We start from the raw sequence: 13386 nt of genomic DNA on the forward strand, positions 1-13386 counted from the left end.
AATATCGGGGGGATGGCGGTTGCCCGTCGTCCCCCCGGTGCTTACGCGACTACGGCTTAGCTGTGGTCGACGTTCAGCTTACCCTTCTGCAGCAGGTCATTGATGATGGCCTGGTTGCTCATGGTGCCGTTGCCCGTCAGGTCCACGTTTTCCAGCACGATCTTCTGGTCGACGCCTTGGGCGATCTGGCCCTTGGTGTTGATGTCGATGACCGTGTTGTTGCCTTCCTTATGGATGTTCAGGAACTGGGTCAGCGTGCCGTCCTTCTCACCGATCAGCAGGTCCTTCAGGTCCAGGACGTCGCCGCCATTGGCCAGGGTGTCCGCCGAGAAGTCCTTGATGGTGTCGACGGCCGGGGCGCCAACCGAGCCCTGGTCGTTCAACTCCCACTTGAACGTGTCGCTGCCCAGGCCGCCGTACAACGTGTCGTTGCCCTTGCCACCGATCAGGGTGTCATTGCCAGCGCCGCCGTCCAGCGTGTCGTTGCCCGCGCCGCCATGCAGCAGGTCGTTGCCGGCGCCGCCGTACAGGATGTCGTTGCCGTCATCGCCGTACAGGGAGTCGTCGCCGCCCTGGCCGTAGATGATGTCATCGCCCGTGCCGCCGTGCACCGTATCGTTGCCGCCGCGCGGATCATCCGCAATGTTGAACTGCGCGTGGTTGGCCTTCAGGTAGTCATAGACCTCGGCGCTGGTTGCCGCATGACCATTCTGGTAAGCCAGGAAGTCTTGCAGCGCCTTCAGGCCCTGGCCATCGTGCGAACCGGCGGCCACATTGCCCCAGGCAAGATGATCGGTATTGATCGTGTCGCCAAAGATGATGTCGTTGCCGGCACCGCCGTTGATGACGTCATTACCCACCACGGCCGGATCGGTGCTGGAGCTGCCGCCTTGCAGGGCGGCAGCCAGGTCCGAACCCTTCAGCACGATGTCGACTTGGCCCGCGGGGGCGACGATGACCTGGCTGGCGGCGTAGGCTGCCAACGAGATATTGTCGATGTTCACCGTTGCATTCGAGTTGTTGTTCGTGCCATCCACCACTTCATAAACAAAGCGGTAATCGCCCGACGTCAACATCTTGGATGTGATGGTCGTCGTGCTGCTGAAACCAGAGTTCGATGTTCCGCCATCGACGCCGACCCACGTCTTGGACGCGGCATCGTAGCGCTGCAACGTCCAGGTGAATTGGTCGCCCGTGCTGAAATTGGACGTCTGAACCGTGAAGCTCAACTTTCCATATTCGCTGATGGAGATCTTCGTGTCGTTGGTCGCGGTGGTGCTGCTGCCGCCGGCAAAGTCCACAAGCCTGAGCACGCCGTTGGTCTTGGACACCGATCCGGACTGCGAACCCGTACCGGTCGTTGTCCAGTTGTTGATGTTATTCAAGCCCGAGTTGCTGCTGCTGCCAAAGGCAGCCAACGAAGAGTCGTTGCTGTCGCCGACCGTCGTGTAGGCAGTGCCGCCGCCGCCCGTGTTATCGAACAGACGCAGATAGTCTGCATTCACGCCGTTGCCAATGCCGATGCCATGCACGGTACTTACCTTGGACAAGGGATCGAAGGCGTTGACGGATTCTTGCAGCGTCGTGGCGCTGGTTGAGCTACCCGTGCCGCCGAGGTTGCCGTAGCGGTCGTAGTAGTACGTCGGATCGCCGTCGGTCAGGAAGAACGTGACGTTTTCGTAGCCTGCCGCCGCGGTTTTGCCCGCCGTGGCCTGGCTGTTGAACCACGACACCGCCGTATTGAATGCGGCTTCGTAGTTGGTGCCACCATTAGCCGACAGGTCGCCGATGGCGTCCGTCAGTTGCTTCAGGTTCGACTGTGACAGGTTTTGCAGCGTCAGGTTCTGCCGAGCGCCGGCGGCAAAGCCGATCAGCGTCACGTTCACCGTTCCGTCGTGTCCCGCCAGCTGGGTGGCCAAGGACTTCAGCGCGTCAATGACGAGCTTCATCCGCGAATTGGCGTAACTGACGTTTTCGCTGCCGTTCAGGCCATACGCCATGCTGCCCGACGTATCCACGACCAGGGCAATGTTGTAGTTCTTGCCCGGCTCCACGGTCACGACCGTACCGCCCTTGTCGCCCAGGATGATGTCGTCACCCGAACCGCCGTTCAGCACCGGCGTCGTGCCCGTGCCGCTGCCGACGTTTTCGCCCGTCACCATATTGTTGGTGTTCAACACAAAGTTGTACGTGCCCGACGTGTTCTGGCCACCGTGGTCCGTACCGCCGTTGTCACGCACCTGGAAGCCGATCGAGGTATCCAGGCCGTTGGCCGAAGGCGTGAAGATCAGCTTGCCGGCGGCAATGTCCGCTGCCGAGACAGCGGTGTTCAGGCCCACGGGGTTGCCGTTCAACGTCAGCGTGCCGTCGGTCGGCAAGCGCGAGATGATCACGCTTTGCAGCGCATTGCCTTCGGCGCCGTCGCTGAAGTTGAATTCGGACAGGGTGAAGACGTGGCTGTCGCCGATCTCCACATTGGCCGAGTTGTCCGCGGCGACCGGTGCGTCGTTCGTGCCGACGATCGACACCGAGATCGGTTGCACCGTCGTGCCGTCGCCCGTCGTCACATTGAACGTCTCGGACAGCAGGGCGCCTGCCGGCAGGTTCTGCACCACAGCCAGGCTGTTGTTCAGCGTGTAGGTCCAGTTGCCGTTGGCATCGATCGAGAACGTGCCGTACTTGCCGACCACGTTGGTCTGCGCCAGGACGCCGCTTTGGCCGACGTCCGCGTCCACCACAGTCAGCTTGCCGGTGGTGGACAGGCTGTAGTCCTCGGTCACCGTGCCAGAGGTCTGGCCGGTGATGACCGGGGCGTCGTTCGTGCCGGTAATGGTGACCGTGACCGGCAATTGCGCCGTACCGCCGTGGCCGTCGTTGACGGTCACGGTGATGGTGTCGGTGACCTGCTGGCCTTCCTTCAGGCCCTGGACGTTCGCGCTGGTGTTATTCAGCGTGTAGGTCCACTTGCCGCTGGAATCGACCACGAACGTGCCATACGTGCCCGCGCCGTTGTTGCTGACGGACCAGGTGTGCGTGTCGGTGAGGTCGATGTCCGACTTGGTCAGTTGGCCATTGGCGGTCAGCGTGCCGTCTTCCTTCACGGCGCCCGTGACGTTGCCCGCGATGGTCGGGGCGTCGTTCGTGCCCGTCACCGTCACGGTGATCAACTGCGTGGCGGTACCGCCATGGCCATCGTTGACGGTCACGGTGATGGTGTCGGTCACCTTCTGCCCGTCGGCCAAGGCTTGCACCTTGGCGCTGGCGTTGTCCAGCGTGTAGGTCCACTTGCCGTTCGCATCCACCACAAAGGCGCCGTACGTGCCCTTGCCGGCGTTGTTCAGCGTCCAGGTGTGGGTGTCCGTCGTGTCGATGTCAGCCTTGGTCAACTGGCCGCTGACCACTTGTGTGCCATCTTCGGTCACGCCGCCGGTAATGACGCCGCCCATGGTCGGGGCGTCGTTCGTGCCGGTAACGGTGATCGTGATGGTTTGCTGCGCGGTGCCGCCATGGCCGTCGTCGATGGTCACGGTAACGGTGTCGGTCACTTGCTGGCCCTCGGCCAGGGCTTGCACCTTGGCGTTGGCGTTGTCCAGCGTGTACGTCCACTTGCCGGTGTTGTCCACTGTCAGCGTGCCGTACGTACCCTTGCCGTTGTTGCCGACCGACCAGGTGTGCGTGTCGGTAGCGTCAACGTCGGCTTTGGTCAGCTGGCCGGTGACCACTTGCGTGCCGTCTTCCTTGACGGCGCCGTTGGCCACGCCATCGATAGTCGGGGCGTCGTTGGTGCCAGTGATCGTCACGACCACTTGCTGCTGCGCCGTACCGCCATGGCCGTCGTCAACGGTCACGGTGATGGTGTCGGTCACTTGTTGGCCGGCAGCCAGGGCTTGCACCTTGGCGCTGGCGTTGTCCAGGTTGTAGGTCCACTTGCCGGTCGCATCAACCGAGAACGTGCCGTACGTACCCTTGCCGGCGTTGTTGACCGACCAGGTGTGGGTGTCGGTCGCGTCAACGTCGGACTTGGACAATTGGCCAGAGATGCTGCTGGGCGCAGTATCTTCCTTGACGGTGCCGACGGCCGTGCCCGAGATCGTCGGGGCGTCATTGGAGCCCGTGATCGTAACGGTCACTTGCTGCTGCGCCGTACCACCATGGCCGTCGTTAACGGTCACGGTGATGGTGTCCGTCACTTGCTGGCCGGCAGCCAGGGCTTGCACCTTGGCGCTGGAGTTGTTCAGGTTGTAGGTCCAATTGCCGTTGCCATCAACGGAGAAGGAGCCGTAGGCGCCCTTGCCGTCGTTGTTAACGGACCAGGTGTGGGTGTCGGTCGTGTCGACGTCGGCGACATCCAGCTTGCCGGTGGCCACCTGCGTGCCGTCTTCCGTGACGGTGCCATCGGCCTTGCCGGTCAGGACCGGGATGTCGTTGGTACCGACGATGGTGACCACGACTTGACCGGTCGTACCGTCAGCGGTCGTAACCGTGAAGGTTTCGGTCAGCGTCTTGCCAGCACCCAAACCTTGGACAGCCGGGTCATTGTTGGTCAGGTTGTACGTCCATGCGCCGTTGGCGTCGACGGAGAACGTGCCGTGTTGGCCAGGCGCGTTCGTTTGAACTTGGAACACGGCTTGGCCGGCGTCCGGGTCGGTAACGTTGAGCTTGCCGTCAACAGACAGCGTCTTGTCTTCAATGACTTGGCCCTTGTCGCTGTCAGGCGTAGCGGGCGTAATGATCGCGCCGTCGTCCGTGCCGTTGATCGTGACCGTAACGTCCTTGGTGACCACACCGCCGTTGCCGTCATCGACGGTGACGGTGAACGTTTCGGTGATCGACTGACCGGTCTTCAGACCTTGGACATCCTTGTTGGCGTTGTCCAGGTTGTAGGTCCAGTTGCCGTTGCCATCAACGGAGAAGGAGCCGTACGTACCCTTGCCCTCGTTGTTAACAGACCAAGTGTGGGTATCGGTCGTGTCAACGTCCGCGACATCCAGCTTGCCGGTGGCAACCAGCGTGCCGTCTTCGGTAACGGCGCCATCGGCCTTGCCGGTCAGAACCGGGATGTCGTTGGTGCCGACGATGGTGACCACGACTTGACCGGTCGTGCCGTCAGCGGTCGTAACCGTGAAGGTCTCGGTCAGTGTCTTGCCAGCACCCAAGCCTTGGACAGCCGGGTCATTGTTGGTCAGGTTGTACGTCCATGCGCCGTTGGCGTCGACAGAGAACGTGCCGTGTTGGCCAGGAGCATTCGTTTGAACCTGGAACACGGCTTGACCAGCGTCCGGATCGGTGACGTCGAGCTTGCCGCCGACGGAAAGCGTCTCGTCTTCAATGACTTGGCCCTTGTCGCTGTCAGGGGTAGAAGGCGTGATGATCGCGCCGTCATCGGTACCATTGATCGTGACCGTAACGTCCTTGCTCACTACGCCGCCGTTGCCGTCGTCCACCGTGACGGTGAACGTCTCGGTGATCGATTGGCCGGTCTTCAGACCTTGGACATCCTTGTTGGCGTTGTCCAGGTTGTAGGTCCAGTTGCCCGACGAGTCGACCGAGAACGAACCGTACGTACCTTTGCCCTCGTTGTTAACGGACCAGGTGTGGGTGTCGGTCGTGTCGACGTCGGCGACATCCAGCTTGCCGGTTGCAACCAGCGTGCCATCTTCGGTGACTGCACCATCAGCCTTGCCGGTCAGAACCGGGATGTCGTTGGTACCGACGATGGTGACCACGACTTGACCCGTCGTGCCGTCAGCGGTCGTAACCGTGAAGGTCTCGGTCAGCGTCTTGCCAGCGCCCAGGCCTTGAACGGCCGGGTCGTTGTTGGTCAGGTTGTACGTCCATGCGCCGTTGGCGTCGACGGAGAACGTGCCGTGTTGGCCGGCCGTGTTGGTTTGAACTTGGAACACGGCTTGGCCGGCGTCCGGATCGGTGACGTCGAGCTTGCCGTCAACAGACAGCGTCTTGTCTTCAATGACTTGGCCCTTGTCGCTGTCAGGCGTAGCGGGCGTAATGATCGCGCCGTCATCGGTACCGTTGATCGTGACGGTCACATCCTTGGTAACCACGCCGCCGTTGCCGTCATCGACGGTGACGGTGAACGTCTCGGTGATCGATTGGCCGGTCTTCAGACCTTGGACATCCTTGTTGGCGTTGTCCAGGTTGTAGGTCCAGTTGCCCGACGAGTCGACCGAGAACGAACCGTACGTACCTTTGCCCTCGTTGTTAACGGACCAGGTGTGGGTGTCGGTCGTGTCGACGTCGGCGACATCCAGCTTGCCGGTTGCAACCAGCGTGCCATCTTCGGTGACTGCACCATCAGCCTTGCCGGTCAGCACCGGGATGTCGTTGGTACCGACGATGGTGACGACGACTTGACCCGTCGTGCCGTCAGCGGTGGTGACGGTAAACGTTTCGGTCAGCGTCTTGCCAGCACCCAGGCCTTGGACAGCCGGGTCGTTGTTGGTCAGGTTGTACGTCCATGCACCGTTGGCGTCGACGGAGAACGTGCCGTGTTGGCCAGGCGCGTTCGTTTGAACTTGGAACACGGCTTGGCCGGCGTCCGGGTCGGTGACGTTGAGCTTGCCGTCAACAGAGAGCGTCTCGTCTTCAATGACTTGGCCCTTGTCAGCGCCCGGTGCTCCCGGGGTGATGATCGCGCCGTCGTCCGTGCCGTTGATCGTGACCGTCACATCCTTGGTGACCACACCGCCGTTGCCGTCATCGACCGTAACCGTAAACGTCTCGGTGATCGATTGGCCGGTCTTCAGACCTTGGACATCCTTGTTGGCGTTGTCCAGGTTGTAGGTCCAGTTGCCCGACGAGTCGACCGAGAACGAACCGTACGTACCTTTGCCCTCGTTGTTAACGGACCAGGTGTGGGTGTCGGTCGTGTCGACGTCGGCGACATCCAGCTTGCCGGTTGCAACCAGCGTGCCATCTTCGGTGACTGCACCATCAGCCTTGCCGGTCAGCACCGGGATGTCGTTGGTACCGACGATGGTGACCACGACTTGACCCGTCGTGCCGTCAGCGGTGGTGACGGTGAACGTCTCGGTCAGCGTCTTGCCAGCACCCAGGCCTTGGACGGCCGGGTCGTTGTTGGTCAGGTTGTACGTCCATGCGCCGTTGGCGTCGACGGAGAACGTGCCGTGTTGGCCAGGCGCGTTCGTCTGAACTTGGAACACGGCTTGACCAGCGTCCGGGTCGGTAACGTTGAGCTTGCCGTCAACAGACAGCGTCTTGTCTTCAATGACTTGGCCCTTGTCGCTGTCAGGCGTAGCGGGCGTAATGATCGCGCCGTCATCGGTACCGTTGATCGTGACGGTCACATCCTTGGTGACCACACCGCCATTGCCGTCATCAACCGTGACGGTGAACGTCTCGGTGATGGATTGGCCCGTCTTCAGACCTTGGACGTCCTTGTTGGCGTTGTCCAGGTTGTACGTCCAGTTGCCCGACGAGTCGACCGAGAACGAACCGTACGTACCCTTGCCCTCGTTGTTAACGGACCAGGTGTGGGTATCGGTCGTATCAACGTCCGCGGCATCCAGCTTGCCGGTGGCCACCAGCGTGCCGTCTTCGGTTACTGCACCATCAGCCTTGCCGGTCAGAACCGGGATGTCGTTGGTACCGACGATGGTGACCACGACTTGACCCGTCGTGCCGTCAGCGGTCGTAACCGTGAAGGTCTCGGTAAGGGTCTTGCCAGCGCCCAGGCCTTGGACGGCCGGGTCGTTGTTGGTCAGGTTGTAGGTCCATGCGCCGTTGGCGTCGACGGAGAACGTGCCGTGTTGGCCGGCCGTGTTGGTTTGAGCCTGGAACACGGCTTGACCAGCGTCCGGATCGGTGACGTTGAGCTTGCCGTCAACAGACAGCGTCTCGTCTTCAATGACTTGGCCCTTGTCGCTGTCAGGCGTAGCGGGCGTAATGATCGCGCCGTCATCGGTACCGTTGATCGTGACCGTCACATCCTTGGTGACCACACCGCCATTGCCGTCATCGACGGTGACGGTGAACGTCTCGGTAATGGACTGACCGGACTTCAAACCTTGGACATCCTTGTTGGCGTTGTCCAGGTTGTAGGTCCAGTTGCCGTTGCCATCAACGGAGAACGAACCGTACGTACCCTTGCCCTCGTTGTTAACGGACCAGGTGTGGGTATCGGTCGTATCAACGTCCGCGACATCCAGCTTGCCGGTGGCAACCAGCGTGCCGTCTTCGGTGACGGCGCCATCGGCTTTGCCGGTCAGGACCGGGATGTCGTTGGTGCCGACGATGGTGACCACGACTTGACCGGTCGTGCCGTCAGCGGTCGTAACCGTGAAGGTCTCGGTCAGCGTCTTGCCAGCGCCCAGGCCTTGGACGGCCGGGTCGTTGTTGGTCAGGTTGTACGTCCATGCGCCGTTTGCGTCGACGGAGAACGTGCCATGTTGGCCAGGCGCGTTCGTTTGAACTTGGAACACGGCTTGGCCAGCGTCCGGGTCCGTGACGTCAAGCTTGCCACCCACGGAGAGCGTCTTGTCTTCGACGACTTCGCCCTTGTCGCTGTCAGGGGTAGAAGGCGTAATGATCGCGCCGTCGTCCGTGCCGTTGATCGTGACCGTCACGTCCTTGGTGACCACGCCGCCGTTGCCGTCATCGACGGTGACGGTGAACGTCTCGGTGATCGATTGGCCGGTCTTCAGACCTTGGACGTCCTTGTTGGCGTTGTCCAGGTTGTACGTCCAGCTGCCCGACGAGTCGACCGAGAACGAACCGTACGTGCCCTTGCCCTCGTTGTTAACGGTCCAGGTGTGGGTATCGGTCGTGTCGACGTCAGCCACATCCAGCTTGCCGGTGGCGACCAGGCTGCCATCTTCGGTAACTGCACCATCAGCCTTGCCGGTCAGGACCGGGATGTCGTTGGTACCGACGATGGTGACCACGACTTGACCGGTCGTGCCGTCAGCGGTGGTGACGGTGAACGTTTCGGTCAGTGTCTTGCCAGCACCCAAGCCTTGGACGGCCGGGTCGTTGTTGGTCAGGTTGTACGTCCAGTTGCCGTTGGCGTCGACGGAGAACGTGCCGTGTTGGCCGGGCGCGTTCGTCTGAACTTGGAACACGGCTTGACCAGCGTCCGGGTCCGTGACGTCAAGCTTGCCACCCACGGAGAGCGTCTTGTCTTCGACGACTTCGCCCTTGTCGCTGTCAGGGGTAGAAGGCGTGATGATCGCGCCGTCATCGGTACCATTGATCGTGACCGTAACGTCCTTGCTCACTACGCCGCCGTTGCCGTCGTCCACCGTGACGGTGAACGTCTCGGTAATGGACTGACCGGACTTCAGACCTTGGACGTCCTTATTGGCGTTGTCCAGGTTGTACGTCCAGTTGCCCGACGAGTCGACCGAGAACGAACCGTACGTACCCTTGCCCTCGTTGTTAACGGTCCAGGTGTGGGTATCGGTCGTGTCGACGTCGGCCACATCCAGCTTGCCGGTGGCAACCAGCGAACCGTCTTCCGTGACGGCGCCATCGGCCTTGCCGGTCAGGACCGGGATGTCGTTGGTGCCGACGATGGTGACGACGACTTGACCGGTCGTGCCGTCAGCGGTCGTAACCGTGAAGGTTTCGGTCAGGGTCTTGCCAGCGCCCAAGCCTTGAACGGCCGGGTCATTGTTGGTCAGGTTGTACGTCCAGTTGCCGTTTGCGTCGACAGAGAACGTGCCGTGTTGGCCGGCCGTGTTGGTTTGAGCCTGGAACACGGCTTGGCCAGCGTCCGCGTCCGTGACGTCAAGCTTGCCACCCACGGAGAGCGTCTTGTCTTCGACGACTTCGCCCTTGTCGCTGTCAGGCGTAGCGGGCGTAATGATCGCGCCGTCGTCCGTGCCGTTGATCGTGACCTTCACATCCTTAGTGACCACGCCGCCGTTGCCGTCATCGACCGTAACCGTAAACGTCTCGGTAATCGACTGACCGGTCTTCAGACCTTGGACATCCTTGTTGGCGTTGTCCAGGTTGTACGTCCAGTTGCCGTTGCCATCAACGGAGAAGGAGCCATACGTGCCCTTGCCTTCGTTGTTGACGGTCCAGGTGTGGGTGTCGGTCGTGTCGACGTCGGCCACATCCAGCTTGCCGGTGGCGACCAGGCTGCCGTCTTCCGTGACGGTGCCGTCGGCCTTGCCGGTCAGGACCGGGATGTCGTTGGTACCGACGATGGTGACGACGACTTGACCCGTCGTGCCGTCAGCGGTGGTGACGGTAAACGTTTCGGTCAGCGTCTTGCCAGCACCCAAGCCTTGGACAGCCGGGTCATTGTTGGTCAGGTTGTAGGTCCATGCGCCGTTGGCGTCGACGGAGAACGTGCCGTGTTGGCCAGGCGCGTTCGTCTGAACTTGGAACACGGCTTGGCCGGCGTCCGGGTCGGTGACGTCGAGCTTGCCACCCACGGAGAGCGTCTTGTCTTCGACGACTTCGCCCTTGTCGCTGTCAGGGGTAGAAGGCGTGATGATCGCGCCGTCATCGGTACCGTTGATCGTGACGGTCACATCCTTGGTGACCACACCGCCATTGCCGTCATCAACGGTGACGGTGAAGGTCTCGGTGATCGATTGGCCGGTCTTCAGACCTTGAACATCCTTGTTGGCGTTGTCCAGGTTGTAGGTCCAGTTGCCGTTGCCATCAACGGAGAAGGAGCCGTACGTGCCCTTGCCATCGTTGTTAACGGACCAGCTATGCGTATCGGTCGTATCAACGTCCGCGACATCCAGCTTGCCGGAGACGACAAGGCTGCCGTCTTCCGTGACCGCACCGTCGGCCTTGCCCGTCAACACCGGAACATCATTGGTCCCGACGATCGTGACCACCACCTGGCCCGTCGTGCCGTCAGCCGTCGTAACCGTAATGGTTTCCGACAGCGTCTTGCCAGCGCCCAGGCCTTGGACGGCCGGATCCCCGTTATTCAGGTTGTACGTCCAGTTGCCGTTGGCATCGATCGAGAACGTGCCGTGCGTGGTGGTGGCGTTCGTCTGAACCTGGAACACCGCTTGACCCGCGTCCGGGTCGGTGACTTCCAACTTGCCGCCGACCGACAGCTTCTCGTCTTCGACGACCTGGCCCGCGTCAGCACCCGGTGCCCCCGGGGTAATGATCGCGCCGTCGTCCGTGCCGTTGATCGTGACGGTGACCACTTGCGTCGTCACGCCGCCGTTGCCGTCGTTGACCGTGACGGTGAACGTCTCGGTCAAGGTCTGGCCGGCGATCAGTGCCTGGACGGCGGGGTTGGCGTTAGCCAGGTTGTAGGTCCACGTGCCGTCGGCCGCAATCGTCAGCGCGCCGTATTGGCCGGCGCCATTGTCGTTGACGGACCACGTGTGCGTGTCGGACGTGTCGACGTCGGCCACGTTCAGCTTGCCGGTGGCGACCAGCGCCGTGTCTTCGGTGACCGCGCCGGCGGCTTGGCCGCTGATCGTGGGGACGTCGTTGGTGCCCTGGATGGTGACGGTGACCGTGCCGGTCGTGCCGTCAGCCGTGGTGACCGTGAAGGTCTCGGTCAGGGTCTCGCCAACGGCCAGCGCTTGCACGCGGGTGTCGTTGTTGTTCAGGTTGTAGACCCACGCGCCGCTGGCGTCGATCGAGAACGTGCCGTGCTGGCCGGCCTGGCCGGATTGCACGACAAAGCGCGCTTCGCCGTCGTCCACGTCGGTGACGTTCAGCTTGCCGTTCGCGGTGAAGGTGGTGTCTTCCTTGACCGTGCCGGCATCGTCGCCGGCGTTGGCCGGGGTGATCTGGGCCGGGTCGTTCACGCCGACAATCGTCACTTCGACGGTGGCGGTGGACGTTGCGCCGCTGGGATCGGTGACCGTGTACGAAATCGTGCTGGTGGCGGTCTGGCCGGCGGGCAGGTTCTGAAAGCCCGTGCCGGGCGTGAAGACGTAGCTGCCGTCGGGCAGAACGGTAAAGGTGCCGCCGTTGGAGCCGTTGACGGTGACGCCGCCCGCGGTCATGGGCCGGCCGCTGACCGACACGATGGCCAGGGGATCGCCGTCGGGATCGCTGTCATTGCTGAGCAGGTTGCCGCGCTGGACCGCGTTCTGGTCGCCCGTGCTGGCATCGTTCAGTGCGGACGGGGCGCTGTTGGTCGCTGCCGGGACAGCGGCATCGCCGTTGTTGTCGCCCGTGGCGCCGGCGGCGCCGGCGCGGGGCAGGGTGTCGTCACCGCGGCCGGGGTTGGCGTAGGCCAGGTCCAGCGGCGTGGTGGTTTCCAGGATGCGGGCCAGACGCACGAAGCTGCTGCCGCCGGCATCGCCGCCGCCGGCCACGATGGCGGCGGTGGGGTCCAGTTCGTCAAACGGGTCGCGGCCGGCCTGCAACGCGGCCAGCAGGCGGTCGGAATCCGTGCCGGTGGGCGGCGTCAGCGCGGCTTCGCTGGGGTCGGCCAAGGGGCCCGTGATGTCGCCGTTGACGGCGACTTCACGGCTTTCGCCGATCACGATCGGCATGCCGTTTTCAACCTGAAGGGAAACCGTGGCGCCCGAGGCCGTAACGATGTCGCTGCCGGCGGGGACTTTGCTGCCTTGATGCAGTTCGGTCAGCGAGCCGTCGCTGTTGCGTATCCACGCGCGACCGGAGATTTCATTGACGACTGCGGGAGTAGTGTTGGCCATGTGGGTTCCGTTTCAGGGAGTTATCCAAGATGGCCAGATACTAAAGAGCGCCGGGCGGGCGCGATATTGTCCTTAAGGACAGTTTCAGGAAGTAATTTTGCTGCGTGTGTCGGCCGGCGCCGAAATGCCGTGCACCAGCAGGGCAAGTTGAAGGCGATCGGACACGCCCAGCTTTTCAAAGACGGCGGAAAGATGCGCCTTGACCGTGCGTTCGGTGATGCCCAGGGCCTCGGCGATCTGCGCGTTGGCCTGACCGCTGGCGGCGTAGCGCGCCACGGTGATCTCGCGCTCGGTCAGCAGGCCGTTGTCCCAGGAATGCGAATCCTGGGCGCGCTCGGTGACCAGCTTTAGCAAACGCGCCACCAAAGAGCGGCCCATCCATATCCCACCGGACAAGACCACTTCCAGCGCTTGCGACAGCGCGGCGGCGGGCGCGTAGCTGTGGCAATAGCCATGGGCGCCCGCGCCCAGCGCTTGCGTGCCTTGCTCGTCATTGGGGCTGGGGCTGGCGACCACCAGATGCAGGCCGGCCAGGGCAGGGCCCCAGCTGGGATCCTGCCACGATGGCAAGCGCGGCACGTCGGTATCCAGCACGGCCAGCGTGCGGCCTTGCTCTCGCCAGCGTTGCAGGTCGGCCAGGCCGCGCCCGCGGGCAGCCAGCCAGCGCGTGGAATCCAACGCGCGCCAGTGTTGCCAGAGCAGGTCGTCGTGCGTAATCAACAAGACGGGAACGGGTTTCATAAAGCCT

Annotated in this window: 2 protein-coding genes; both read right to left on the minus strand. The window is 62.5% G+C overall.

Going from position 1 to position 13386, the window contains the following annotated elements; all coding sequences use genetic code 11:
* Window positions 1-56: 56 nt before the first annotated feature.
* Window positions 57-12638 (minus strand): VCBS domain-containing protein, encoded by a 12582-nt coding sequence (locus DVB37_RS08830; protein ID WP_120154668.1) that lies wholly within the window; start codon window positions 12636-12638, stop codon window positions 57-59.
* 84 nt (window positions 12639-12722) lie between these two features.
* Window positions 12723-13379, minus strand: a complete 657-nt coding sequence (locus DVB37_RS08835; protein WP_046807560.1) for a response regulator transcription factor — start codon at window positions 13377-13379, stop codon at window positions 12723-12725.
* Between the last annotated feature and the right edge of the window lie 7 nt (window positions 13380-13386).

Origin of the sequence: Achromobacter sp. B7 (genome assembly GCF_003600685.1) — a bacterium.
Lineage (GTDB): Bacteria > Pseudomonadota > Gammaproteobacteria > Burkholderiales > Burkholderiaceae_B > Achromobacter > Achromobacter spanius_B.